Origin of the sequence: Brevibacillus jepli, assembly GCF_047229145.1 — a bacterium.
GTDB lineage: Bacteria > Bacillota > Bacilli > Brevibacillales > Brevibacillaceae > Brevibacillus.
Window position 1 is genome coordinate 49,831 of sequence record NZ_JBFEFW010000018.1, and the last position, 26,092, is coordinate 75,922.

The following is a 26,092-nucleotide window of genomic DNA, read 5'->3' on the forward strand; positions in this document are numbered from 1 at the left end:
CTCGCTGTCTATCCATCTTTATTGTCCAGGCATGCCTACTTCGCATCGTACCAGGTACGTCCATCACTGACGTCCACCTTGAGTGGAACATCGAGGGACAACGCATTCTCCATTACTTCTGGCACCAGCTTGCGCATGACCTCAAGCTCACTCTCCGGCACTTCAAATACAAGCTCATCGTGCACCTGCAAAAGCATGCGGCTAGCGAGTCCTTTTTCCTCGATGGCCTCCTGCATGCGGATCATTGCCAGCTTGATGACATCGGCAGCAGTACCCTGGATCGGCGTATTCATCGCAGTACGCTCGGCAAAAGAACGCAGGTTGAAGTTGCTGCTGCGAATGTCAGGCAAGTAGCGGCGGCGATTCAACAAGGTCGTAACGAAACCGTCATCCTTCGCCTGCTTCACGATCTCTTCCATCCAGCTCTTCACACCTGAGAATACATCGAAGTAACGCTCGATAAAGTCACCCGCTTCTTTACGGGTAATATTGAGGTTTTGTGAGAGACCGTAGTCGCTGATGCCGTATACGATTCCGAAGTTGACCGCTTTGGCCTGACGGCGCATCAAAGAGGTTACTTCTTCCTCGCTCACACCAAATACGTCCATGGCCGTACGTGTATGAATATCCATTCCCTTTTGGAACGCGTCAATCAAATTCGCGTCTTGCGAGATGTGCGCCAAAATCCGCAGCTCAATCTGAGAGTAGTCGGCCGCGAGCATAAACCAGCCGTCCTCTGACGGGATGAACGCCTCGCGAATCTTGCGGCCTTCCTCCATCCGGATTGGGATGTTTTGCAGGTTCGGGTCCGTACTGGACAGACGTCCTGTCGCCGTAGTTGCCTGGTTGTACAGCGTGTGCACCTTGCTCGATTTCGAATGGATTTCCTTGGTCAAGCCCTCAATATACGTAGAGCGGAGCTTGCCGAGCTGACGGAAGGTCAGGATCGCATCGATGATCGGGTGATAAGGCGCCAGCTTCTCCAGTACATCTGCACTGGTAGAAGGCCCTGTTTTCGTCTTTTTCAATACAGGCAGGGACAAGCGGTCGAACAAAATTTCACCCAATTGTTTCGGCGAATTGATGTTAAACGAACCACCTGCCAGCTCGTATATCTGATCTGTCAGACTCGCGAGCTTTTTGTCCAAGTCTTCCCCCATTTGTACGAGACGCTCACTGTTTACCTTCACGCCTTGCTTTTCCATGAGGGCCAACACCATGCTCAGTGGTGCTTCCAATTCGCCGAGCAGCTTTTCCATTTCGTTTTCTGCCAGCTGCTCGCGCAATACCGGTACGCTCTGCCAAATCGCAGCCACTTTATGCGCCACATGCTCACTCAATACGTCTGTCTCAGGAACGAGTCTCTTGGCACCCTTGCCGTATATCTCTTCATCTGGCAGTACCCGCGTCTGTGCGTATTGTGCTGCGATGCTATCCAAGGTCGGGTTGCTCTCAGCTGCATTCAGCAAGTAGGAAGCGAGGTAAACATCAAAGCTGATTCCTTTTACCGCCAGCTCATGCCATGCCAGCCCAACGGTGTCCCGCTTGCCGTCAAATACCCACTTTTCTTTCGCTGGATCAGCCATCCACGCACAGAGCGCCTTCCATTCCTTCGCTACATCCCAAGGAACGTACATCACCGTTCCTTCTGCAGCCAGTCCAATGCCTAAGAATGGCGCGCGATGATAATTTTCCCCGTCCATTTCGATGTAAAGAGCCATCGGTGAAGTCAGCTTGGATTCGTATGCCTTTTTGTTCTCCTCAGAAATCAAATCAAAAGAAAACGGCTTGGCGTCTGCTTGTCCGCCCCCATCTGCTGGCTGCGCCACTTTGATCTTGGTCAAGAGCGATTTGAACTCCATCTTTTTGAAGAACTCGCTGAGAGGCACACCATCATAGCCGTCATAGCCTGTCTCCTGCACATCCAGCTCAACAGGCGCCTCACGCAAAATAGTTGCCAAGGCTTTGCTCATGTTCGCCTTGTCTACATTCTCACGAAGGTTCTCTTGCAGCTTTTTGCCAGAGACTTTATCGATATTTTCCAGTACTTGCTCGACCGAGCCATATTCATGCAGCAGCTTCAAGGCTGTTTTCTCCCCGACACCAGGTACTCCTGGAATGTTGTCGGACGAATCGCCCATCAAGCCTTTCAGATCAATAATTTGCAACGGCTTAAGTCCGTATTTTTCATGAATTTCTTGTGGGGTATACAGCTCGATCTCGCTGACACCCTTGCGCGTCAGAGCGACAGATACATGATCAGACACGAGCTGCAGCATATCTTTGTCCCCGGTAATGACAGTCGTTTTCCAAGCCTGCTCATCTGCCTGTTTGGTCAGCGTACCAATAATGTCATCAGCCTCGTAGCCTTCCAGCTCGAAGCGTTTGATCGAGAAGGCATCCAACAGCTCCCGAATCAGTGGAAACTGCTCAGACAGCTCCGGTGGCGTTTTGCTGCGTCCCCCTTTGTACTCGGCGTACTCACTATGGCGAAAAACGACTTTTCCCGCGTCAAAAGCAACCATAATATGCGTTGGCTTCATTTCCTCCAACACTTTTAACAGCATAGTCGTAAAGCCCAGCACTGCATTCGTATGCAGTCCTGCCGATGTGGACAACAAAGGGAGCGCATAAAACGCTCGGTTCGCAACACTGTTTCCATCAATCAACACAAAATGACTCAAGGAATTCGACCCCTCTCGTTACAAAACTACTATCTTTAATCGTAACATAGGGCAAACACCAAAGCCAAGCTGTAGATGTCGCGCGTAAAGAACGAACGGATTGAACAGACTATGAAAAAATTGGACAAGGAAGGTGATCCTATGAATTGGAGGAAAACGATACCTCTTTTACTTGCACTCGTTCTTTCCTTTCGCTTATTTCCCGCGGCAGCTGACCCGAGTGTAGAGCCCGAACCCGCTGCCAAAAAGCTGATGGCATTTGTCATCGATGATTTCGGGAACAACATGCAGGGGACCGAGGAAATTTTATCGATGCCCGTCCCTCTGACTATCGCCGTCATGCCGTTTCTGCCAAGTACAAAGCAGGATGCCGAGCTCGCCCATCAAAAAGGTCATGATGTCATCTTGCATATGCCGATGGAGCCGATGAAAGGAAAACGCTCCTGGCTAGGTCCCGGTGCCATCACGGCTGATCTGTCCGATGAAGAAATTCGCAGTCGCGTCGAGAAAGCGATTGACGATGTGCCGCACGCGATTGGCATGAACAATCATATGGGCTCAAAAATAACGGCTGACGAGCGGATCATGCGTATCATCATGAAAGTGGTCAAAGAACGCGGGCTGATCTACTTGGACAGCAAAACGACCGACAAGAGCGTTGCAGGCAAGGTTGCAGCTGAAATGGGCGTGCCTTTCGCAGAAAATCTATATTTTCTCGATGATATCTATACTGTCCCTCATATTACGAAGCAAATGGAAAAGATCTGCCAAAGAATCGGAAACCATCCGATCTGCATCGCGATTGGTCATGTCGGACCCCCTGGCAAGAAAACAGCCTCCGTTCTGCGCCAGTACATCCCGCGAATTCAGAAGGAGGCCGAGTTTGTAACCATTTCAAAGCTTATCCAGCAAACTGCTCATTAATTTTCGCCACCAGCTCTCCTCAACGCTTGCCTTCGCTTTCAGATTTCCCGATAGCTTTACGTATTCGCTCACGGCCTCTGAAATGGCTTGGGCGATTTTTTCTTGTGATGTAGGATTCGTCAGCATTTCGCGGTCGTGCGCACTACTGATAAATCCCATCTCCACGATGACAGACGGACAGTAGTTATGGCGCAGCATGTAGTACGTCTTGCCCTTGACAGGCTTATCGTTGGTTCCTGTGAGCTTGTTCAACGAGTTTTGCAGCAGCTCCGCCAAGAGGTAGCTTTCTTCCGTGTTTTGATGCAAAATAATCGGGCCTTGACGCCGTGGATCAGGCGACCAGTTGACATGCAGGCTGAGCATCATCTGGGGATCGATTTCTTTTGCCAAATTTTTGCGTTGCGCCAGGTCCCGAATATGCCGGGATCGATTGTTCAACCAACGATTGTCATCACTCAGGGCAATATCCTCATGTCGATTCAAAGCAACAGTGTAACCCGCAGCGGTCAGTTGTCGGTACAGTCGTTTGGCAATTTGCAGATTGATATCTTTTTCGTGCAAATCCCCATAAGAAGTGCCCGAATCCACACCTCCATGACCAACATCAATCAAAATGTGAAAGGAGGTGAGCGGCAATGCATCGCTACGCGTCGGGATACAGATGAGGATGAGAAAAAAAATAGTCATTCGAAAAATAGCCTGTAAGTTTCTCATGTCTGTAGGATAACCGGATTGAAAAAATACCTTTCAAGCAACGCGGTACACATAACATTGTGAATTTTTCAATCCAACTGTACAATAAAGAAACATAACCTTACACGCATAAGAAGGTGTACTGATGAATCAATCTTTGGAAAAACCGTTATTCCCCCCGTATTTGGCTCTCTTAATCGGGGTGATCGCCATATCCACCTCGGCGATCTTCGTGAAGCTGTCGGATGCTCCGGCACCGATTATCGCTACGTATCGCCTTATTTTTTCCGTTCTCCTAACGCTTCCTTTTTTATTCTGGAATCGTGGCGCCATCGCAGAAATTGGTAAAATGTCCAAAAAAGTATGGCTACTCTGTATTTTATCTGGTGCCTTTTTGGCTAGCCACTTTCTCTTGTGGTTTGAATCTTTAAATTACACGTCTGTAGCGAGCTCTACCGTACTCGTTACTTTGCAGCCATTATTTGCATTTATCGGCGGCTATTTCTTTTTTGGGGAGAAAATACGATTGCTGGCCCTATCCGGTGGCTTGCTAGCCATTGTGGGGAGCTTCGTAATCGGCTGGGGTGATTTTCAGGTAGGCGGCATGGCCCTGTGGGGTGATTTCCTCGCATTGATGGGAGCTGTCACTGTGACTGGCTACTGGCTTGTCGGGCAGTACGTTCGCCAGCATCTGTCGTCCTTTGCCTATACACTCGTCGTCTATTCTGCTACCAGTGTGATTCTCGTCGGCTATGATCTGGCTCTCGGGTATTCGCTCGTCGGTTACCCTGCGGCTGATTGGGGTTGGTTCTTCTGTCTCGCTCTGTTCCCAACCTTGCTCGGTCACTCTATTTTTAACTGGATCATCAAATGGCTCAATACGACGACGATATCCATGGGGATTTTGGGAGAACCGATCGGAACCGCGATTCTGGCTTACTTCATCTTGGGTGAGGTGGTAACTCCTCCGCAATGGATCGGCGGCTTGATTATTATCGCCGGTATTTATTTGTTCATTCGCTACAACCAACCAGCAAAAGGAGTGGCCACTGTTGAACAAGCAACCGGAGCACCGAAAAAGCTTGCGTGAATTCGTCAAAGGACTGAGTATTTGGGCGAAGATCGGCTGGACGATTCTTCTTGGCTACATCGTCGGACGGATTTTGTATTGGTTATTTAAGCTGATGGCTTAATGACAGAAGGGGCTATTCCATGAAAGTCTACGACAAGACTTGCGGAATTGCCCCTTGCTATTAGGCTGTGGCCTTCTGTGGTGCTGATATCTCTTGATTCTTTTTTGGCTTTTTATGCAGGAAGTACAGCAGCGGAATCGAGAGAACAATAGGGATGACCGAGACGAGGAAGGTATCCCCGATCCCTTGGACCAACGATTCTTTGGCCATCATGCCGTACAAAATCGTGCTGGCTCCTCCTGTTGCACTCGCTGCATCTACCCCTACTTGTGCGTAAAGCCCTGAAATGCCGCCGATAAACTGTGTGGCCATATCCGTATTCAAATTGTCTGAGATAGACGCCATGTGGAAATTTTGACGTGCCTGCATGATCACCGTCAAAATCGCAATCGCAAACGAACTCATGACCTGACGCAAAACGTTGGACAGAGGAGAGGCGTCCCCCACGCTTGTACGTGGAACGGCATTCATCCCTACTGTCGACAGCGTCATCATGCATAGCCCGATCCCAATCCCGCGAATGGTCAAGATTGTATCGATCCACGAGTGCATGCTATCTGCAGCGAGATTGTGCAGCTCATACGTTGTGACGCTCATAATGGTCAATCCGATCAACCCAATCGGGCCGATCCCGTACTTATCCATTAGCTTCCCGCTAATTGGCATCATGATCGCCATCGCAATCGATTGTGGCATGAGCAGAATTCCTGATTCCATCGCCGTCATTCCCTGAATGTTTTGGAGGAAAATCGGCATCAAGAAAATTCCGCCCATCATTCCCATCATGACGAAGCCAGAAGTCAAAATACTGATAGTGAAGGTAGGGATCTTCAAAAGACGCAAATCAAGCAGTGGTTGCTCTTTTCCGAGCTCTACCCAAACAAACAGGATCAGACTCATGATGGCGACGAAAAACAGACTGACGATGTAAAAGGATGTCCAGCCCTCTGCCTGCCCTTTACTCAAGGCGAGCAGCAGTGACCCAAATCCGACGATGGCGAGAAATGCCCCCAAAAAGTCGAACTTCAGCTCTGGTTTTTTCGGCGTTTCCTTGAGGAGAACCATACTCATGATCACCGCAAAAATACCAAAAGGTACACCGACCAGAAAAAGAAACTGCCAGCTCAAAAACTCGATCAGATATCCACCCAATGTCGGGCCAAGAGCAGGTGCAGTCATGGATGCAATTCCGAAAATCCCCAATGCCATTCCGATCTTTTCGCGCGGAACGATCATGTAAATCATCGACATCCCGATTGGCATGATCATCCCCCCACTTACACCTTGCACGACACGAAAGGCAATGAGCGAAGAATCACTCCACGCCAACGCACAGAGGACAGACGAAAGCGTAAACGCTGATAATGAGAGGACGAATATTTTTTTCGCCCCGAACTTTGCGGACAGCGAACCGCTCATCGGAATCATGACGGCGTTTGCCAGCATGTATCCGGTCAATACCCATTGCATGGTCTCTGTGGAAGAACCAAAAATACTGACCATGGTGGGCAGGGCAACGTTAATCAAACTGTTGTTCAGAATCGCAACGAAGGTACCTGAGAGGATCGCGAGAAGAGACAGCCACATTCCGCCGTTCCCGCTTTTCTCCTCCCGGTGTGCTACCGCTTCCGCCATGTCAACACCCCCGTTAGTTTGCGATCACCTTACTGCCCTCAGACAGTTTGTCTGTCGGGTTCAGCACAATTTGATCGTTGTCTTTTACGCCATTCGTGACAGTCGTCCAGTCGCCGCTCGCGTTCTCCACAGCAACCTCCACTTGATGCACAACATTTTCGTCCACGGTATAGACGTAATGCTTGTTGTCCTTTTCCAGTACAGCAGAAGTCGGTACTTTTGTGCCTGGCGTTGCCTGACCTTGGAGCATCACCTCAGCTACCATCCCGGCACGCAGCAAGCCCTCCTGATTATTTACCTTCACTTTGACTGGGAAAGAGCTGCTGTTCGTATCGGAAATCGGAGAGACAAACTCAACGGTACCTTTGAGCACTTTTCCGCCCAGACTGCCTACCTTCACATCTACCGTCGAACCGACCTTCACTTGGTTGATTTGGTTCTCAGGCACGCTTGCTTCCACTTTGACTTCTGCCATATTGACGAGCACCATCAGTGGTGTCCCCGCTGCTGCCATTTCTCCCGGGTCAACCGAACGTTTGGCTACGATACCCGTGATTGGTGCACGAATAATGGTATTGTCATAATTGCTTTTCGCCAGCTCCAGATTGGAGCCCAAACGGCTTACCTCCGCTTGCAGAGCTGCTACCGTGTCAGCAGTTGGTCCTGCTTTTGCCAGATCGTATTGTGCTTGTGCCTGTTCCAGACCCGTGCGTGCCTTTTCCAAATCAAGTGAATATTTCTCCAGCTCAGCTGGAGACAAAGCGCCTGCGTCAAACAGTGCTTTCATCCGATTGTAGTTGCTCTCGACCACTTTCAGGCTGGCTTCGGCCTGTGTGACGATACTGGCTAGCTGCGTTAGCTGCTCGTTGCGTGCTCCTGCTTTCGTATCTCTCAGCTTTGCCTGAGCACCGGCGATAGCTGCCTGTGCCTGGTTGATCTGCTGCTGATAGTCGGCTGCCTCCAGTGTGACCAGAACGTCGCCTTTCTTGACCACGGCGCCTTCTTTTGCGTTCACGCTGGCTGCTTTTCCCGATACTTTGGAGACGACCTGGATCTCCTCAGATGCTGCCACTTTACCATTGGCGATGACACCCGTAGAGGCAGAGGTCACCTTCCACGTCTTCACAACCGGGACGGTCTCCCCCGCTTGCGATGCAGAAGATGTCTCGCTACAGCCCGCGGTAATGAGCGAGACGGCCGCCATGACTGCTGCGATTGCTTTCCATTGTGCTGTCTTTTTCATGCTTGATTACATCTCCTTCACGTGCACTTTGATCTCGGCGTTCAATCCGGCAACGAGCTCCAGACCTGCTGTGTCATCAATAGCAATTTTGATTGGAATACGCTGGGTTACCTTGGTGAAGTTTCCGCTCGTGTTGGTCGCTGGCATCAAGGAAAATGTGGAATTCGTCGCTTTCCCGATCTCGATCAGATGTCCAACCATTTTCTTACCTGGGTAAGCATCCAATGTAAAATCGACCTTTTGTCCAAGCTTCAGCCGTTCGATCTCAGTCTCTTCCAAATTGGCGGAGATGTACAATTTGCTTTCGTCAATTACGAGAGCGACGGATTGTCCTGTAGAAACAATCTCTCCCTCTTTTGCTTGCGTCTTGATCACGGTTCCTGTAATCGGAGAACGCAACACGCTGTTTTCTAGCATCGTTGTTGCAACGTTGCTTGTATCTTGCTGCCCTACGATTTGATCCGCAATGACGGTGTCGCCTTCTTTGACAGCGAGTCCGGTCAGTTTGCCTGTCATTTTGGGCATGACCCGATAAATGTCACCTGCAATCCGGGCATCTTGTGTGGTCACATAGTGTGCACCTTGATACCAATAGTAGTAACCGATCCCTCCACCACCAGCCACGAACAGGAGCAAAATGACATACAAAACCAGTTTTCGCTTCATGGTTTCTCCTCAACTTTCTCTTTCTTCTAGTTTCGCAATCAACGTTTCCATTGAATAGATGATGTTGTCCAAATCCGCATCGGAAAACCCTTGAAAGGTATGATGAAAATAGCTTTCGGAGAATAGATTAACCTTGGAGAACAACTCCGTAATTTTCTCTGTTTTGCGAATCCAGATCACACGTCGATCGTTCTCATCTCGTATTCGCTCCACCATTTGTTCTCTCTCCAAACGGTCAATAATACCCGATACGGTGCTGTACGAGAGATCAACCGCTTTGCTGAGCTGACCGATCGTCTTTGGTTCACAATGGATTTCCCGAATGACCATTAGCTGAGAGACTGTCAGACCGTATTGGCGCAGTTCCTTTGTAGCCATCGTTCCAAACGTTTTGTTCAATCGCTTCAACAAGTCTCGAATATGTAATGGCTTATCCATTTACGCACTCCTTTCTTAGGTAATATTTCGAACACGAAATTTTAACACATGAAAACTATACTGCGTTTTTCTTTCCGTGACAACTATTTCTTTAGGTTAAACTTTAACTAGGTAATATTTTAAAACATGCGTTGGTCGGGCTGTGGTGGTGGGGAGGAAACAGGAGAAAACGCTCAGCTTCTTGTCCCACCCGCTGCGGGATTCACTGCCCGACTCCATGCAAAAAGCGAAACCGCGTCCAAAGTGGTCCTTTCAGGATGTGTTTCAGAGGTGGACGCTTAAGGGCGTATTTCGCTTTTTGCATTCCGTCTCGGTCGGTGTACCAAAGATCTTCGCTTATTTCTCCTGTTTCCTCTACGAGCTTTCGGTCTTCACCGGGTTTTGAAAGCCTTAAAAGATTGAAGAACGTAATCAGTCACGACAGAGAAGAATATTTCCAGACGTAGCGACTTGTGGAGTCCTACCGAGCGGAGAAGGGATTGGCGGGCAAAAGAAACGCAACCGTGCCCACGCGACGTAGCGGCTACCACTTTTGCGTTTCCCCGCTAATCCCTTCGGAGCGGCCAGTCCAGGCTTCCCCGAGGGACGGAGCACTGAGCCTAGTCTGGAAATATTCTTCTCCCCACCGCAGCCTCGTATCCAAAACGAGAAAACCGACACCTCCCTTTTCATCAAGGAATTGTCGGTTCATTTCCATTCATAATGGATGGAGCGTCCAATGCTTCCTCAGGAGTCGTACGGCGCACACTTGGTACATTTCGCGGCTCATGTTCGATTTCAGGAAAAGAGTGAACGGTCACGTACATGCTTCCGTTGCCAGCGATTGCTCGAATCAAGACCGGGTATGCGTATTTGTTTTGGAAAACAAAATCAGGGCCGTACCAGCTCACTGTCGCATCTCGTCCAGGGGGTACGTATGCTACGTTTCTGGTGTGCGAATAGCGCTGCATAATGTGCAGCCCCGCCTTGTCTACCGCATTGAACAACGTAGACGATACTTGGCAGATTCCTCCCCCGATGCCTTCCGACAGCTCTCCTCTTACAATGATTGGCGCCTGCAAGTAACCTTTTTCCTTCGTACGCTTCCCCACTACCTTATTAAAAGAAAAAATTTCACCTGGCAATACCACGTAATTGTTGATCGCCTGTGAAGCGAGCTTTATATTGTGCACACGATTGCGGTTGCCTGCGTTGAAGTAGGTCGCATATTGTCCGATCCTTTTTTTGCGAACCTGACTCATGAGAGCCTTATCTACCTTCGGGAAAACCTCTTGGTAGCTGACATTCATTGTAGCAGCGCCCGTCCCGTAAAAGTAATCGTAAAAGCGTTCGTGAAAAGCTACGTCGTTTAATCTTCGTCCTTTGGTTTCAGAAACGATGGCTCCAGCGTTATTGATCGTCGCATTAATCGGTTCCATGTACGCCTGTTTGGCCAATTCTTCCACCAATCGCGCAAGCTTGCTGTCATCGACCAAAGGCACACCATCGAAGGGAAGAGAATAATCAGACCGATTGAGAATAGCTACCGTTCTGTTCTCCATCTCTATCTGCAAAAAGCTCGTTGGATCGAGGGGATTGATGAATAGTAACAGAGCCAGCGTCATAGCAAAACCCATCCGGCTGCTCACCTCCTTCATACAACAACGATCATCTTCGTTATTGTAGTATGAGCAGTCAGACAGGTTTCATTCTGATTATCGGAATACGATTAACTCATCCTCGCTAATCTACTGACGATTGCTTGCGTGACGGCCTTTAAACGTTGCTGGTCAACCGCCTCCTGATAAGCGTTGTTCAGTTGGTCACGGAGCTCCTTGGCAGCGAGCAGACTGGCCGTTGCTTCCTTCACTTTTTGCGTATATCTTACCTTGATATCCATTAATTCTTCTTCGTATTTCTCATCTGTTCCAGGGGTAATGGCGCGTGCGTACATATCGATAACCTCATCTGTATCTTTGCTTGGAAAATACTCATGCGGCGCTGTGCTGTCAAAAATGGCGAGGCCCTTCTCAGGAACAATCACCATATCGAGGCTGTGCGGGTCCAGACCACAGTGGTACACTTCCACGTCAAAGCCACGTGCTTGGGCTTCCTTCACCAGCTTCTTCAGCATAGTTGACTTGCCTGAGCCTGGTCTGCCCTTGATAAAATAGCGCTTCTCCAATTGATCGGTCAGCTTCATAATATGATCGACGGGCCCCTGTGGAGTTGCTGCCCCCAAGTACATGCGCCGCACTTTTGCTTTCTTCTCTAATTGCTCCTCTCCGAAGAATAACGCTTTTACTTCTTCCGTAATACGGTTGGCTTCTTCCCTGTTCAGGTTCTCAATGTAAGGGGCCTCCCACTCATCGTGGATGCGCAGTGCCTCACCAAAGGTTTGATAAGCATCTTCACTCCACTCAAAAATCTCCTCGTACCAAGCTGCAATCCGGTCTTTGTAATCTACCAGCTTATCGATGTTTACCATCGCCTGCAAATTGACCTGAATTTCCGTTATACCAGGGGAAGCCGGTCTCCAAATGCGCGGATAGCTTCCATCCATAATCGCTACCCTATATTCAGGCAGAATGACACCATCAAACTGTCCATTCACAAATGGGGAATGAATCCACTCCACCTCATCTGTTTTTTGTGCCATTTGATTGCCGATCGACTCGATCAGTGGCGATGTTATTCCTTCCACCGTCCCTGTCAAAATATAAACGCGGTCCAATCCTCCCAAAACGGAGTCATAAAATGTCTTGTATCCTCGCGCAGTATTCCCTGCGGCATATATGTGGCGCACTTTTCTCGTCATTGCTTTTCCCTCCTGGACTTCTTCTAGCTGCCATTGAATCGATGTATTGTATGCACAAAAGGGAAATTAGGCGTCTGTCTACCAATTGAAAAAGCCGCTGCAAGCTACAATTTCATAGCTCACAGCGGCCTTCTGCCATTCAGGTATTATTTATTCAAATCCGTCATTTTACCGGTTGACATATAAATGATCCATTCGCAAATGTTCGTGACATGATCCGCAATCCGTTCCAAATATTGCGCGACCAAGAGCAAATGCGTTCCCTGCGAAATGGCCTGACTGTTTTTCGTCATCAATTCAATCAGATCGTGGAAAATCGTGGAGTACAGCTTATCAACAATGTCGTCACGTGCAGCGATCTCTTCTGCCGCTTCTTTATTGCGTGCAATATACGCATTTAAGCAATCTCGTACCATCGCCTTGACGTGATCAGCCATCATAGGAATATCGATGAGTGGTTTTACGTACGGGTCTGCCATCAGTCGCCGGGTTGTCTTGGCAATCGAAACGGCATGATCCCCCATTCTTTCCAAATCGGTCACCAGCTTCAACATCGTCCCTACACGACGCAGATCAGTTCCAACCGGCTGTTGCAGCGCAATGAGGCGGAAGCAATCGCTCTGTATGTCTTGCTCCAGCTCATTGATGACAGAATCGCTTGCGATGACCTGCTCAGCTAATTCAGTATCTCTTTCTACCAGACTTTTAATGGATTTATGGATCGCTTCTTCTACCAACGTGCCCATCGTCATGAGCTTCCGGTGCAAGATATCCTTCTGTTCTTCAAAAGCATGCCGCGTCATTTCCCTCTTCCCCCTTCTATTGTCTGACATGTCAAATAGTACAAGGCGATTGTATTGTAGAAGTAAAGCTACTATTTTGTTTGTGTAAATGTTTCAGAAGTTGGTTCGTTTAGGTGATCGGGAGTGTGACTGTGAAGGTTGTCCCTCTTCCTTCCGAGCTCTCTACACTGATATGTCCGTGCAAATTTTCCACGAGATGCTTCACAATTGCAAGGCCCAGACCTGTTCCACCTGAATCGCGGCTACGCGCCTTGTCTACGCGATAAAACCGCTCAAAAATACGCGTGAGATCCTTTTCAGGAATACCGATCCCGGTGTCCATGACTTGAATGGTGATGTTTTTGCTATCTGCTTGTGTCTTAACGTTGACTTTTCCACCTTCTGGCGTGTAGGCGATCGCATTCGTCAACAAATTCAAGATGATCTGCTGCAAGCAATCTTTATCCGTCATCAGCCAAATATCAGGCTTTGGTGAAGGAAGTGTGATCGTCAATTCCTTGCGCTGTGCCTGATCGTGCATGATGGCAACGGCCGAGCTAATCAAATCCTGCAAATGTACCTGACTCAGGTGCAGCGGAATTCGTTTTTGCTCGATCTTGGACAGATCCAAAATATCGCGGATCATGCGGTATAGTCGCTCGCTTTCATCCGAGATAATCTGCAGGAAGTTGCGACACGTCTCCTCGTCCTGCATAGCGCCTTCGAGCAAGGTTTCCGTGAAGCCCTTGATCGAGGTAATCGGTGTCCGAAGCTCATGAGATACGTTGGCAACAAAGTCACTGCGCATCTTCTCCAGCCGGCGGATGTCGGTGATGTCATGCAGCACCACGACCACACCTCTTGACTCCCCTTTGAAGTTAATATAGGGAGCAAAATTCACGTCCAGGATACGCTCCTGCGGATAATAGATGTGTACCTCTTGACGGAACTTCTCGCTTCTGTCGAGGCATCTGTCGATATATTGGCTAAGTCCAAAGCTCTTGCCTGCCTCAATGTGCAGCTTCCCGACGATTTCATGTCCAGCTGTCCCCAACAGCTTCTCCACCGCTGGATTGACGAGCATGATCCTGCGTTGCTCCGAAATGAAGATTACACCACTCGTCATATTCGTCAGCACACCTGACAGCCTTTGTTGGTTCTCCGAGATTTCGTACATCTGCTGCTCCAGACTCGATGCCATGAAATTGATTGCGCCTGCTAGCTGGCCGATCTCATCCTTGGCTTTGATCCTCACACGGCTTTCGTATTGGCGCTGTGTAATGTTGCGGGCTACCCGGGTGATCTCCTCGATCGGACGAATAATAGAAAAGGAAATGCGGGAAACAACAATCGATCCGACTACCAAAGTAACCAATAGGCCCGTGAGCAAGCTGTACCACATCTTGTGGATCGTATCGGTAATATCCTTCATGGACATCGCTGACCGCACGACACCGAATATTTCGTTGTTGAGTTCAACCGGAACGGCTACATACATCATGTCATAGCCGAGCGTCTCACTGAAACGGCGAGAAATACCCGTTTCTCCTTTTAACGCAGCCATCATTTCCGGCCGGTCTTGGTGGTTTTCCATCTCATCCGCGTGGGACGAGTTGTCGTACATCACCTGACCCTCTTTGTTAATGATCGTAATCCGTACTTCATCTATTGGTGCTACTTGTGTGACCCGTTCTGCTAACGTCGCCTCATCGCTAAAAACGTTCGGGAAGCGGACAGCCTGGGCGACGAGCTTCGACTCGCGGGACAATAGCTCATTCAGTGACTGGAGATAGGAATTCTCCAACACCTTGGCAAAATACATCCCCATCACCAAAAGAACGAGGGAGATTAAACCCAGAATAGTCAAAGTTAGTTTGATTCGAAAGCGAGTCAACTTAAATCCCCCGTTATCCTTCCAGTTTGTATCCTAATCCGCGAACCGTCTTGATGTACTTCGGATTCTTCGTATCATCCTCAAGCTTTTCGCGCAAATGACTGACATGCACGTCCACGATTCGAGAGTCCCCGATGAAATCGTAATTCCAAACAGCGTTCAACAGCTGATCGCGAGTCAGTACGCGCCCTTGATGGCTCGCCAAATAGTTGAGCAGCTCGAATTCCTTTGGCGTCAGTTCAACCTTCACGTCTTTACAGAACACTTCGTACTTCTCCGGGTAGATGCGAATATCCCCAAACTGAAGCAGCACCTCTTGAGGCCCTGTAGTCGCTTCAGGCACTGTCTGAAACCGGCGAAGAATCGCTTTCACGCGGGCAATCACTTCTCTTGGGCTGAATGGCTTTGTCAAATAATCATCCGCACCAAGCTCTAGCCCCAAAATCTTGTCGAGCTCGTCATCCTTAGCCGTAAGCATCAAGATCGGCGTATTATTACGTTCCTGGCGCAGTGTTTTACATACATCCATTCCATCCATCTTCGGCAGCATTAAATCGAGAATGATGAAATCAGGCTGCTCGCTTTTAACCATATCCAAGGCCTGTTTACCGTCAAAAGCAGTCACTACTTGAAACCCTGATTTTTCAAGATTAAATTGCAATAGCTTTACAATAGAAGCTTCGTCATCCACTACCAGTACTTTAATCATCTGTGTGTTTCCCCCTAGCGTTGCAATGCTTGCGCTCGATTTTCTAGCCTACGTCCCCTGAAAAATTCTTCTCTCTACATATTCAGTCTGCCAATGCTCATTGCGGAAAACAAGTAATTTTTTTGTAAAGACACGCTGACTGGGCTCATAGAACTTGCTTGCTTGGCAGTAGTATTCCTCGTTTAGGTAAAGGTATCTACGTCAAAAATCTTTGTTGTCTTTCAACTGTTGTGGTCGGGAAGAAGCCCTGCCACATATTTTCCAGTCGCCTGTATCCTCTCTACGTTCGGGCGGTCTCCTTCCAAACATGTGACAGTGCTTCCGTACAGTTATAGATGCAATTCGTGCTTTTATGACGTTTTGAGTAGGCACATCTTAGATCCACTTTCAAAAAACATTATTGAAAAGCTGCGTAGAAGAAGCGAATTTCCAGTCCAAGCGCCTCTGGAGCCCAACCTAGCGTAGGAAAAAATGGCGGGGAATTTCAGCTTCACTTATGGAAACCTTCCTCGAAACTTCTACGTTTGAAGCGCTCCCGCCATTTATTCCGAAGCGGACAGTCAATCCCCCCTTGCGGGGCGTAGGCCGAAGCGTAGACTGGAAATTCGCTTCTTCCCCCACCACAGCAACTTTCATCAATCACAAAAGACGCCTTCCCGAAGAAAGGCGTCTTACACGTATTTTGACCTATTTCAAAACAGCCATCACGCTGCGTACGGAGTCAGCAGATTTGTCGAGCGCTGCTTTCTCCTCAGCAGTCAGATCCAGCTCGATCACATTCTCGATACCGTTTGCACCGAGCAAAGTCGGTACGCCCAGGTAGATATCGTTGTAGCCGTACTCACCTTGCAGAAGTGCGATGGATGGCAGAATGCGTTTCTTGTCCTTGATAATAGCTTCAGCCATTTGTACCAAGGATGCCGCAGGTGCATAGTAAGCAGAACCGTTACCGAGCAGGTTAACGATCTCGCCGCCGCCCTTGCGGGTACGCTCTACGATCGCATCCAGGCGATCTTTCGGGATTAATTTTTCCAATGGGATACCGCCAGCATAGGAGTATCGAACCAATGGAACCATGTCATCACCGTGACCACCCAATACGAAGCCAGTTACATCTTCTACGGACACGTTCAGTTCCATACCCACGAAGGTACGGAAGCGAGCCGTATCCAGAACGCCGGATTGACCGATTACGCGCTCTTTCGGGAAGCCAGACGTCTTGAAGAAGGTGTACGTCATCGCGTCAACTGGGTTGGAAAGTACCAGCACGATAGAGTTAGGTGCATATGTTTTTACTTGCTCTGCAACAGATTTCATAATACCAGCATTGGTGTTAACCAGGTCATCGCGGGACATGCCAGGCTTGCGGGCAATACCTGCTGTGATGATGACGAGATCAGCATCTTTGATGTCTTCATAGTTCGCAGTACCTGTGATGTTCGCATCAAAGCCTAATACGGGAGAGGATTCCATCATGTCCAGCGCTTTACCTTTTGTTGGGTTTTCCAGTTGCGGAATGTCAACCAATACTACGTCGCCCAGCTCTTTTTGCCCCAAAATGAATGCAGTTGTTGCACCAGTGAAGCCACTACCGATAACAGCGATTTTTTTACGGTTGAATGCCATGAACTATTCCCCTCCAAAAATGTAAGTGTAAAAATTTGTCCCCAAATCTATCTTACATGTTTTGAATCAGAGCGTCAGCAAACTCGGAGCATTTCAGCTCGGAAGCGCCTTCCATCAGACGTGCGAAATCGTATGTTACTGTTTTCGCAGAGATGGTTTTTTCCATGGAGTTGATGATCAAATCAGCTGCTTCGTTCCAGCCCAGGTGACGCAGCATCATTTCTCCGGACAGGATCACGGAGGATGGGTTTACTTTGTCCAGACCCGCATATTTCGGAGCAGTACCATGAGTTGCTTCGAAGATCGCATGACCAGTCAGGTAGTTGATGTTTGCACCTGGAGCGATACCGATACCGCCTACTTGAGCTGCCAGAGCGTCAGATACATAGTCACCGTTCAGGTTGAGGGTTGCTACTACATCATACTCAGCTGGACGAGTCAGGATTTGTTGCAGGAACGCGTCAGCAATCACGTCTTTTACGATGATTTTGCCAGCTGCTTCTGCCTCTTTTTGTGCTTTGTCAGCGTCGCCGCCTTCAGCTTTGATGCGATCGTATTGTGCCCATGTGAACACTTTGTCACCGTATTCTGCTTCAGCCAGTGCATATCCCCAGCTTTTGAACGCGCCTTCGGTGAACTTCATGATGTTGCCTTTGTGTACGAGGGTAACGGATTTGCGCTTGTTATCGATAGCATAGTCGATTGCTGCACGAACCAGACGCTCAGTACCATCTTTGGAAACAGGCTTGATACCGATACCAGATGTTTCTGGGAAGCGGATTTTCTTCACGCCCATTTCGTTTTGCAGGAAGTCGATTACTTTTTTCACTTCTGGAGTACCTTCAGCCCACTCTACGCCAGCGTAGATGTCTTCAGTGTTCTCACGGAAGATAACCATGTCAGTCAATTCAGGATGTTTTACTGGGGATGGAACACCATCGAAGTATTGAACAGGACGTACGCAAGCATACAGATCCAGCTCTTGACGCAGTGCTACGTTGATAGAACGGATACCGCCACCTACTGGTGTAGTCAGAGGACCTTTGATTGCGATCAGGTATTCACGAACAGCAGTCAGCGTATCTTCTGGCAGCCACTCGCTGTATTGGTTGAAGGATTTTTCACCTGCGAATACTTCGAACCAAGCGATTTTCTTCTCGCCTTTGTAAGCTTTTTCTACAGCTGCATCCAGAACGCGAACGGAAGCTTTCCAGATGTCAGGGCCAGTACCGTCACCTTCGATAAAAGGAATGATCGGATTGTTTGGAACTACAAGTTTACCGTTATCCACAGTAATTTTTTCGCCTACAGTTGGTTGCGTCAGGTTTTTAAACACAAAAAATCCCTCCAGTGTTTTCTATATTTGGTGATTATGAATATTTCCAGACGTAGGAGAACTACCACCTACTTGTGGTAGTTCTCAAGCTTGCGCTCAGGAGCGATCAGCATGGCTGAACACCTGCCCTCCACGCTCGAAAATAGCGAGTTCTTAGCGGCGGTCAATTGGAACGTAGTGTTGATTGACCGGACCGGTGTAATCCGCGCGAGGACGGATCAAGCGATTATTTTCATACTGTTCCATGATGTGTGCCGTCCAACCGGACATACGGCTGATGGCAAAGATCGGAGTGAACAGGTCCGTTTCAAGACCGAGAGAAATGTAAACAGATGCGGAGTAGAAGTCAACGTTTGGCTTCAATCCTTTTTCGCCTGAAATCATCTCATCGATCTTCACAGACATCTCATACAGCTCAGGGCGACCGATTTGTGCGGTCAGTGCTTTGGACATTTGTTTCAGCCATTTCGCACGTGGGTCACCGTCTTTGTATACACGGTGTCCGAAGCCCATGATTTTTTCCTTGTTATCCAGCTTGGTGCGGATGTAGGATTCTACGTTAGCCATACCGCCGATTTCGTTCAGCATTTTCGCTACCGCTTCATTAGCGCCGCCATGCAGAGGGCCTTTAAGCGTACCAATTGCGGACACGATACCGGAATAAATGTCTGTCAGAGTCGCAACAGTTACGCGAGCAGAGAATGTAGATGCATTAAACTCATGGTCCGCATGCAGGATCAGAGCAACATCAAACGCTTTCACAGCTGTTTCAGTTGGCTCTTGGCCTGTGAGCATGTAGAGGAAGTTTTGTGCGATCGTGAAATCTGCACGTGGAGCTACTGGCTCCAAACCTTTACGCATACGCTCGTAAGCAGCGATCAAGGTAGGAGTTTGTGCCATCAGACGGATAGATTTCCGATAGTTGGCTTCAGGAGACATATCTTGCGCTTCTGTGTCGTAGAGCGCTAGCGAAGAGACAGCTGTGCGCAACGCCGCCATTGGGTGTACGCCTTTTGGATAGTGGCGAATGCTTTCCAGCACTTCTTTTGCCACTGCCGCATTTTCACCCAATTGTTTTTTCAAAGCGTCCAGCTGATCACGCTTCGGTAACGCTCCATGCCAGAGTAAATATACAACCTCTTCAAAAGTTGCATGTTCTGCCAGCTCATCGATGTTGATCCCGCCATAGCAAAGAACCCCATCGACGATCGAACAGATGGATGATTGAGCGGCAACAACGCCTTCAAGTCCACGAGTAGTTGTCATTGAACTCCCTCTCCTTTTCCACTCAAGTAGTAGTGCTTATCTAGCCTTCGCTTGTCCGCCATGACTGATAAACGACCTGATCCGGTAAAAAACCTCTAACGAAGCTTCTTCTATGAAATTGTAAGCAGCGGTTTCTTTCATCCACCACTCTTGACAGGGAATGTATCCACGCAAATCCTCACATGGTCATACATGAAAATGACGCTCATGAAAGGGGAGAGGCGAGAGAAAAGAATCCACTAAGACGACCCAATTATAAAAGATTATTGCGATTTTGTGAATAAGGTTGGCGAAAAAATGTTTCGAAGGGTGAAACGGAGTTTTGTTTTTTCACGATTCTTGCCCCAACTATCAGGCATGCTGCATAATAGAAATATCAGCAATTTGTTCGCACATTCGCGGCGGAAAGGAGAAGTCGTTTGAATCAGGAAAACTGGGTAGAGCGCCTCTTTCAAATCATTCGCTTGTTATGGGTCTGCCTGCTTATCTATGTAGGGATCTGGGTATTCCAACATGCAACACCCTTACTGTACCCATTTATAATCGCTTTAGTCATTGCGCTCATCATCAACAAGCCAGTCACTTTCATGACCAGCAAGTTCAAGTTTCCACGCTGGCTTTCGGTCATAATCGCTCTCTTGGTTTTGATGCTGATCGCTGGCGGAGTGGTCACACTGATCATCACAGAAACGGTCGTAGAAATCGGAGAGCTGGCCAAACGCTTGCCAGTCGTTGCACAGGAGCTGGCCCATTATTTGCAAAATACGATTTCTCAAGACTTCTTGATGGGGCTATACAATCAGATTCAGTGGTTTTACGATCAGCTTGATCAAGGATATCAAGAAAAACTCGCCAGTACGGTAGGCAGTGCGATCTCGACCATCACAAATGTCGGACAGGACTTGATCGTCAAATTCCTGGATGGATTGAAGAACCTGCTTGTCTCACTCCCGAATATGGCTACGGTTTCGGTTATCTCCCTCATGGGCGCCTTTTTCATCTCAAAAGATTTTGCTCTTTGGGAAGCACGGGCTCGCCGTCTTTTGCCAAAAGGGGTTAACAGCCGTCTCGATCAAATTATTATCGATTTGCGCAACGCCTTGTTCGGGTTCGTTAAAGCCCAGCTGACGCTTATCTCCCTAACCGCTGCCATTGTGATTATTGGCCTGTTGATTATGCGTGTCGAATACGCGATTACAATCGGCTTGATCACAGGCTTGGTCGATCTGCTGCCTTATCTTGGCACAGGAACCGTCTTTGTTCCTTGGATCATCTACATGTTTTTCAAGGGCAATTATACGATGGTTATCGGCCTGTCCATTTTGTACGGGATCGTCTTGATTTTCCGTCAAATTATCGAGCCAAAAGTTGTTGCAGAAAACGTCGGTCTCGACCCGCTCCTCACGCTGGTCGCTCTGTTTGTCGGACTCCAGCTGTTCGGATTCCTGGGCTTGATCATCGGACCTGTTTCACTCGTCATGATCAATGCTCTGGTAAAAGCCAACGTCTTCGTCGATGTTTGGGGCTACATCCGCGGGAAGAAAACCTGACCCAACGTAAAAAGAACCGCTTGCGAGCAGCTTGTCACAGCTCGTAGCGGTTCTTTTTCATATGGGAATATCTGTACTATCGGCGAAAAAACAATTGAACACGACCGGACGAGATGAGGTTCCACAACCAACGCTTCAACAGATGACGAATAATCATCCGGGTGTACGGGATGAGGAAGACCAGTCCGATCACATCCGTGACGAAGCCAGGCAACAAGAGCAAAATGCCACCGATCAAAATCAAAACACCATCGATAAGGGAATCAGTAGGCATTTGCCCACGCGCTAACTGGTGTTGAACCATCCGGAATACTTGCATACCTTGCTGCCTCGCGAGCCAAGCTCCCAAAATCCCCGTGAGAATGACGAGGGCGACAGTATTCCAACCGCCGATCCACGAACCAATGGTAATAAGCCCCCAAAGCTCTAATCCAAACGCGACTACAAACAGAATGGCAAAAAAGCGGAACATGCCTATTCCCCTCCTTTATGCTGGGAGTCCAACCACTCGTATATGTCAGGCTCCGCTCGCGATAAGCGGATCGGCCTCAAAGCTGTATTGGTAAATACGTGCATCGTTTCTCCTGACACCAGCAGCTGTTGGTCAGACACTCTCACAATCTCATAAGCAAAGGTGAGACGGACAGGACTGATCTCTTTTACGCGCGTCCGTATTTCTACCTCATCATCGTAGCGGGCGGGCTGTTTGTAAGAGATGTTGGCATCTGTGACGGGTAGAAGTACCCCTTTTTCCTCCAGCTCACGATAGGTGATGCCCGCATTGCGAATCAGTTCCGTTCTTCCTACTTCAAACCAGTTCAAATAGTTCGTATGGTAGACCACACCCATCTGATCGGTCTCGCCGTAGCGGACGCGCAATTGATGGGAATGAATAATGGGAGTCATTTTGGATCGCTCCTTTCTCTATAGAATGATTGTACCATAGTCCTACTACGTGGCTGTAGTGGTGGGGAGGAAACAGGAGAAAACGCTCAGATTCTTGTCCCACCCGCTGCGGGATTGACTGCCCGCCTCCATGCAAAAAGCGAAACCGCGTCCAAAGTAGTCCTTTCAGGATGTTTCTCAGAGGTGGACGCTTAAGAGCGTGTTTCGCTTTTTGCATTCCGTCTCGGTCGGTGTACCAAAGATCTTCGCTTATTTCTCCTGTTTCCTCTACGAGCTTTCCGAGTTAATCGGGTTTTAAAAGAATGGAAAGAATGAAGAACGTATTCAGTTACGCCAGAGAAGAATATTTTCAGACGTAGCGACTTGTGGAGTCCTACCGAGCGGAGAAGGGATTCGCGGGCAAAAGAAATGCAACGTGCTCGTGCTACGAAGCGGCTACCACTTTTGCATTTCCCCGCGAATCCCTTCGGAGCGTGCAGTCTTGACCCCTAGCAGGACGGAGCACTGAGCCTAGACTGGAAATATTCTTCTCTCCACTACAGCTACATAGAACCTCGTATACGTGACTGTAGTGGTGGCGAGGAAACAGGAGAAAACGCTCAGATTCTTGTCCCACCCGCTGCGGGATTGACTGCCCGCCTCCATGCAAAAAGCGAAACCGCGTCCAAAGTGGTCCTTTCAGGATGATTCTCAGAGGTGGACGCTTAAGAGCGTGTTTCGCTTTTTGCATTCCGTCTCGGTCGGTGTACCAAAGATCTTCGCTTATTTCTCCTGTTTCCTCTACGAGCTTCTAGTGTTAGACGGGTTTTAAAAGTCCTAAAAGATTGAAGAATCACATCTGTCACGACAGAGAAGAATATTTCCAGACGTAGCGACTTGTGGAGTCCTACCGAGCGGAGAAGGGATTCGCGGGTAAAAGAAATGCAACGTGCTCGCGCGACGAAGCGGCTACCACTTTTGCATTTCCCCGCGAATCCCTTCGGAGCGTGCAGTCTTGACCCCCAGCAGGACGGAGCACTGAGCCTAGTCTGGAAATATTCTTCTCTCCACTACAGCCGCACAAAAAAACAGGGACAGACTGTTCTTCCAGTCTCCCCCTGTCCTTATTTATTCGGTTCGCTTAGCGAATCGGGCAAGCTCCGCCTTCGCAAGATTCAGCTGTAGACAGATCAGCATCGCCACCCGTTTCATACTGCTGCAAAATCGCAGGATCAAACGGCTTCATAGACTGCTTCAATGCCTCGTACTGCTCTTTGGTGCACTCTTCATAAGGAGCCAATTGGTAGTTTCCGCCATCCAATTGCAAGAAGGATACACCTACGAAATTATCCCAGTTGTCGTACACGATTTCTTCTACTTCTACCCACTCTTCCTTGCGTACTGTAATGGTGTTCGAAGAGTTGTGCTCTGTATATTCTTTCTGGAAACGGAAGTACGTATCGAATTGGCGTTTGGCACTTACTTCGTTCTTCGTTTCTTCTGCACCTGATGCTACAGGGAAATCGATTACGAGAGTACGAGCATTTGCCATGCGCTCTTCATACGTTTCGCCTGGTGTTCCTACCTCTGGGTTGACTGTCCAGCCGAGAGCTTGTACTGCTTTCGCCAATGGATCCTCTGCATTGATACGAATGCGGCGGATGTAGTACGGTGAGTGCGACCAGTGCAGACCACTGGAGACGCCACCAGCTACTTGGGACAGTGTACCTTCTGGCTTCACGGTCGTTACCAGGAGTGGAGAGTTCACACGCAGCTCATACGCATAACGATTCGCCTCGTCACGAGCAGCATCGCCCAGTTGACGTAGGAGTTCGAGCTCTTGTTCTTCTGTGTAGCCTAGCGAAGCCAGCGCATCCTTCACACCAGTAAGAGAAGTTCCGAGCAAGCGGTCACGCTGTTGAACGGTATCCCAATGCGGCAGCTCCAGCGTAACCAGCGTCATGCGCAGGCCGGCACGAGCAGATTTGCGTTGTGCTTCCAGCAAGCCATCGAGATCCAGATACTTGGAGCCATCCTCGCGATCCTTCACGAATTCAACTAGATTGACTGTCGTCAGGTTGCAGACACCATAAGAATCCAGCAAAATTTCTGCACAAGGGTTCAAGCCTTCCGCATTTGGACGACGACGGTTCGCTTCTTCCAGATTGATGAAGCCTGGTTCGCCTTCCAATTGCATCAATGTGAATACGAGGTTCAGGAATGGTTTAGTCGGTTGTTTCGTAAATGCGATAGAGTTATTCGACATGCGGCGGTGATCCAGACCGAAGCGTCCGTCTCCTACATTTTGGATGCTGTCAAACCATACAGGCTTGTGCTCTCCCAAGAGCTCGCCCACACGACGGTGATGGTTCAGCTGATCCTCTGTCCAGAAGCCGTTGATGCCGTATTTCGCCAGCATGCACTCGTAATCATCGTGATCGAACAAGAAAATTTCCGCTGTACGGCGCACGCCACCTACAACGACGTTTGCTCCGATGAGATTCCCAATGTCGAGAATATGTATCGGGCGGATTTTGCCGTATCCTTTATCATCACTCTCGATTGGTGCCAAATGTTGGTCGATTTGGTTTTTCAGCACTTTATCGATACCTTCGAACATTTCACGAAGCGGCTCATGACCACTAGCAGTACCGCCAAAACGCTTCAGTCGCTCGCCTTTTGGACGCACGCTGTTATAAGAGATTTTCACGGTGTGAATGTGCTCGTAAGTGGAATCTGTCAAAATTTGCAGGTAGAGACGGAGGGATTCTACCCAGCCTTCTTTACTGTCGCCCACGTAAATTTTGGCAAAACCGTTATCCAGTACATTCAGCTCAGAACGCTCCAGGCGTTGATGCTTTGGCAGCGGTCTGTATTCAGAAGAGAGCAGCGAAACATTCGTACGAATCGGGCCCAGTCCAGCAGCCATTTCCTTCGTGCATTTGAAGCCCACGCCAGTACCTACCAAGAGAAGGTAGAACAGATCGCCCAGATCATCCCAAGACTTGATGTTCAGGAAGGAGCAGTTGAAGTTCGCCAACGGATACAGATCTGCTACGCCATTGTCAGCACCGCCAACCCACAGGGTACGGCCAGACAAAAACTGGCGTAGGTTAAACATATTGTCAAACAAACCTTCTGCCTCTTTTTCCATCGCGCGAGAATCGGCGTACATTCCGATTTTGTTCAAATGCTGATAAGCCAGCTTAATATTGTAATCCACCGAGCGGCGGCATGTTTCTTTCCAGGTTTCCCGTCTTCCTTTTTCCGGTACAAAGCGCGAATAAGTACGGTAGTAAACAAACTGTCCCAGAGGACTCATATGGATCGGAAAATCAGGATATTGATCTAAGAATTCATCCCGCAAAAATTGGGTTCGGGATACGGTTTCGGTCGCCAGCATATCGTTCCTCCTTCGAATCTTTCCTCTCTAGTTTACCTATCTTTATCTAAAAAACCAATAGTTTCACCTATATATTGTGCGAAATAATTTTCGACAATACTAGATGTTGTGTTTTTCTCAAAAAAACACTTGACACAAAATCCCGAACATTGGACGAAAAAAAAGAGCCTTTTATCCTCATCCTTTTTCTAGCAATGGGGACAAAACGAACATTTTGTCACGGATTGGAAATTCCGAACGTATGGTTTTTACCCGTCCTAACACAAAGCTACCGACCGATTTTAACAGATTCTAACCTGCTTTGCACCACCTAATAATCACCGTTATCTGGTAAAACTTATCAGATAAATAGTCGGCTAATCCTTTCT

General features: G+C 48.6%; 21 protein-coding genes. 4 read left to right on the forward strand and 17 right to left on the reverse strand.

Going from position 1 to position 26,092, the window contains the following annotated elements:
* Window positions 1-35: 35 nt before the first annotated feature.
* Window positions 36-2,684, reverse strand: coding sequence for a DNA polymerase I (polA, locus tag AB1L17_RS19515; protein WP_412846782.1), 2,649 nt, complete (start codon window positions 2,682-2,684; stop codon window positions 36-38).
* Between the two features lie 141 nt (window positions 2,685-2,825).
* Here polA and AB1L17_RS19520 point away from each other — a divergent pair, with 141 nt between their 5' ends.
* Window positions 2,826-3,608, forward strand: a complete 783-nt coding sequence (locus AB1L17_RS19520; protein WP_412846781.1) for a divergent polysaccharide deacetylase family protein — start codon at window positions 2,826-2,828, stop codon at window positions 3,606-3,608.
* Here the strand turns inward: AB1L17_RS19520 and AB1L17_RS19525 are convergent.
* On the reverse strand, window positions 3,579-4,322 hold the full coding sequence (locus AB1L17_RS19525; RefSeq protein ID WP_412846780.1) for an N-acetylmuramoyl-L-alanine amidase family protein: 744 nt from the start codon (window positions 4,320-4,322) through the stop codon (window positions 3,579-3,581). The genes AB1L17_RS19520 and AB1L17_RS19525 overlap by 30 nt on opposite strands.
* A gap of 124 nt (window positions 4,323-4,446) precedes the next feature.
* Here AB1L17_RS19525 and AB1L17_RS19530 point away from each other — a divergent pair, with 124 nt between their 5' ends.
* Window positions 4,447-5,391: a DMT family transporter gene (locus tag AB1L17_RS19530; protein ID WP_412846779.1), complete on the forward strand. Its 945-nt coding sequence runs from the start codon at window positions 4,447-4,449 to the stop codon at window positions 5,389-5,391.
* Window positions 5,354-5,494 (forward strand): hypothetical protein, encoded by a 141-nt coding sequence (locus tag AB1L17_RS19535; protein WP_412846778.1) that lies wholly within the window; start codon window positions 5,354-5,356, stop codon window positions 5,492-5,494. Before AB1L17_RS19530 ends, AB1L17_RS19535 begins: the two co-directional genes overlap by 38 nt.
* A gap of 60 nt (window positions 5,495-5,554) precedes the next feature.
* Here the strand turns inward: AB1L17_RS19535 and AB1L17_RS19540 are convergent, their stop codons facing one another.
* From AB1L17_RS19540 to citZ, 12 genes are all read right to left on the reverse strand, one after another.
* Complete coding sequence (locus AB1L17_RS19540; RefSeq protein ID WP_412846777.1) at window positions 5,555-7,129, reverse strand: DHA2 family efflux MFS transporter permease subunit; 1,575 nt, start codon at window positions 7,127-7,129, stop codon at window positions 5,555-5,557.
* Window positions 7,130-7,142: 13 nt separating this feature from the next.
* Complete coding sequence (locus AB1L17_RS19545) at window positions 7,143-8,372, reverse strand: efflux RND transporter periplasmic adaptor subunit (protein WP_412846776.1); 1,230 nt, start codon at window positions 8,370-8,372, stop codon at window positions 7,143-7,145.
* Between the two features lie 6 nt (window positions 8,373-8,378).
* Complete coding sequence (locus AB1L17_RS19550; protein ID WP_412846774.1) at window positions 8,379-9,038, reverse strand: HlyD family secretion protein; 660 nt, start codon at window positions 9,036-9,038, stop codon at window positions 8,379-8,381.
* A 9-nt stretch (window positions 9,039-9,047) separates the two neighbouring features.
* Window positions 9,048-9,476, reverse strand: a complete 429-nt coding sequence (locus AB1L17_RS19555; RefSeq protein ID WP_412846773.1) for a MarR family winged helix-turn-helix transcriptional regulator — start codon at window positions 9,474-9,476, stop codon at window positions 9,048-9,050.
* A 671-nt stretch (window positions 9,477-10,147) separates the two neighbouring features.
* Window positions 10,148-11,092, reverse strand: coding sequence for a VanW family protein (locus AB1L17_RS19560; protein WP_412846772.1), 945 nt, complete (start codon window positions 11,090-11,092; stop codon window positions 10,148-10,150).
* Window positions 11,093-11,184: 92 nt separating this feature from the next.
* A complete protein-coding gene (locus AB1L17_RS19565) occupies window positions 11,185-12,273 on the reverse strand; it encodes a PRK06851 family protein (RefSeq protein ID WP_412846771.1) in 1,089 nt (362 codons plus the stop codon).
* Between the two features lie 146 nt (window positions 12,274-12,419).
* Window positions 12,420-13,076, reverse strand: a complete 657-nt coding sequence (gene phoU / locus AB1L17_RS19570) for a phosphate signaling complex protein PhoU (protein ID WP_412846770.1) — start codon at window positions 13,074-13,076, stop codon at window positions 12,420-12,422.
* Between the two features lie 109 nt (window positions 13,077-13,185).
* Window positions 13,186-14,949, reverse strand: coding sequence for a two-component system histidine kinase PnpS (pnpS, locus tag AB1L17_RS19575; protein ID WP_412846769.1), 1,764 nt, complete (start codon window positions 14,947-14,949; stop codon window positions 13,186-13,188).
* Between the two features lie 13 nt (window positions 14,950-14,962).
* Window positions 14,963-15,658 (reverse strand): response regulator, encoded by a 696-nt coding sequence (locus AB1L17_RS19580; protein ID WP_412846768.1) that lies wholly within the window; start codon window positions 15,656-15,658, stop codon window positions 14,963-14,965.
* Between the two features lie 687 nt (window positions 15,659-16,345).
* Complete coding sequence (mdh, locus tag AB1L17_RS19585; RefSeq protein ID WP_412846767.1) at window positions 16,346-17,284, reverse strand: malate dehydrogenase; 939 nt, start codon at window positions 17,282-17,284, stop codon at window positions 16,346-16,348.
* 52 nt (window positions 17,285-17,336) lie between these two features.
* The gene (gene icd / locus AB1L17_RS19590; RefSeq protein WP_412846766.1) at window positions 17,337-18,620 is read right to left on the reverse strand and encodes an NADP-dependent isocitrate dehydrogenase; all 1,284 of its coding nucleotides are present in this window, start codon (window positions 18,618-18,620) and stop codon (window positions 17,337-17,339) included.
* A 153-nt stretch (window positions 18,621-18,773) separates the two neighbouring features.
* Window positions 18,774-19,886, reverse strand: a complete 1,113-nt coding sequence (gene citZ, locus AB1L17_RS19595) for a citrate synthase (RefSeq protein WP_412846765.1) — start codon at window positions 19,884-19,886, stop codon at window positions 18,774-18,776.
* 419 nt (window positions 19,887-20,305) lie between these two features.
* On the opposite strand from citZ, the gene ytvI reads away from it, so the two are divergent.
* On the forward strand, window positions 20,306-21,436 hold the full coding sequence (gene ytvI, locus AB1L17_RS19600; protein WP_412846764.1) for a sporulation integral membrane protein YtvI: 1,131 nt from the start codon (window positions 20,306-20,308) through the stop codon (window positions 21,434-21,436).
* A gap of 76 nt (window positions 21,437-21,512) precedes the next feature.
* Here ytvI and AB1L17_RS19605 read toward each other — a convergent pair whose 3' ends face one another.
* From AB1L17_RS19605 to nrdJ, 3 genes are all read right to left on the reverse strand, one after another.
* A complete protein-coding gene (locus AB1L17_RS19605; RefSeq protein ID WP_412846763.1) occupies window positions 21,513-21,908 on the reverse strand; it encodes an FxsA family protein in 396 nt (131 codons plus the stop codon).
* A gap of 2 nt (window positions 21,909-21,910) precedes the next feature.
* Window positions 21,911-22,342: an acyl-CoA thioesterase gene (locus tag AB1L17_RS19610; protein WP_412846762.1), complete on the reverse strand. Its 432-nt coding sequence runs from the start codon at window positions 22,340-22,342 to the stop codon at window positions 21,911-21,913.
* 1,120 nt (window positions 22,343-23,462) lie between these two features.
* Window positions 23,463-25,724 carry a ribonucleoside-triphosphate reductase, adenosylcobalamin-dependent gene (gene nrdJ / locus AB1L17_RS19615; protein ID WP_412846761.1) on the reverse strand — a complete coding sequence of 754 codons (2,262 nt, stop codon included), beginning with the start codon at window positions 25,722-25,724 and terminating at the stop codon, window positions 23,463-23,465.
* Between the last annotated feature and the right edge of the window lie 368 nt (window positions 25,725-26,092).

Excerpts from the sequence above, each read along its gene's own strand:
- AB1L17_RS19545 (WP_412846776.1), bottom strand. The coding sequence starts at position 8,372 with ATGAAAAAGACAGCACAATGGAAAGCAATCGCAGCAGTCATGGCGGCC.
- AB1L17_RS19550 (WP_412846774.1), bottom strand. The coding sequence starts at position 9,038 with ATGAAGCGAAAACTGGTTTTGTATGTCATTTTGCTCCTGTTCGTGGCT.
- AB1L17_RS19610 (WP_412846762.1), bottom strand. The coding sequence starts at position 22,342 with ATGACTCCCATTATTCATTCCCATCAATTGCGCGTCCGCTACGGCGAG.
- AB1L17_RS19555 (WP_412846773.1), bottom strand. The coding sequence starts at position 9,476 with ATGGATAAGCCATTACATATTCGAGACTTGTTGAAGCGATTGAACAAA.
- AB1L17_RS19520 (WP_412846781.1), top strand. The coding sequence starts at position 2,826 with ATGAATTGGAGGAAAACGATACCTCTTTTACTTGCACTCGTTCTTTCC.
- nrdJ (WP_412846761.1), bottom strand. The coding sequence starts at position 25,724 with ATGCTGGCGACCGAAACCGTATCCCGAACCCAATTTTTGCGGGATGAA.
- citZ (WP_412846765.1), bottom strand. The coding sequence starts at position 19,886 with ATGACAACTACTCGTGGACTTGAAGGCGTTGTTGCCGCTCAATCATCC.
- mdh (WP_412846767.1), bottom strand. The coding sequence starts at position 17,284 with ATGGCATTCAACCGTAAAAAAATCGCTGTTATCGGTAGTGGCTTCACT.
- AB1L17_RS19565 (WP_412846771.1), bottom strand. The coding sequence starts at position 12,273 with ATGACGAGAAAAGTGCGCCACATATATGCCGCAGGGAATACTGCGCGA.
- AB1L17_RS19580 (WP_412846768.1), bottom strand. The coding sequence starts at position 15,658 with ATGATTAAAGTACTGGTAGTGGATGACGAAGCTTCTATTGTAAAGCTA.
- AB1L17_RS19560 (WP_412846772.1), bottom strand. The coding sequence starts at position 11,092 with ATGGGTTTTGCTATGACGCTGGCTCTGTTACTATTCATCAATCCCCTC.
- phoU (WP_412846770.1), bottom strand. The coding sequence starts at position 13,076 with ATGACGCGGCATGCTTTTGAAGAACAGAAGGATATCTTGCACCGGAAG.
- AB1L17_RS19605 (WP_412846763.1), bottom strand. The coding sequence starts at position 21,908 with ATGTTCCGCTTTTTTGCCATTCTGTTTGTAGTCGCGTTTGGATTAGAG.
- AB1L17_RS19530 (WP_412846779.1), top strand. The coding sequence starts at position 4,447 with ATGAATCAATCTTTGGAAAAACCGTTATTCCCCCCGTATTTGGCTCTC.
- AB1L17_RS19525 (WP_412846780.1), bottom strand. The coding sequence starts at position 4,322 with ATGAGAAACTTACAGGCTATTTTTCGAATGACTATTTTTTTTCTCATC.
- AB1L17_RS19540 (WP_412846777.1), bottom strand. The coding sequence starts at position 7,129 with ATGGCGGAAGCGGTAGCACACCGGGAGGAGAAAAGCGGGAACGGCGGA.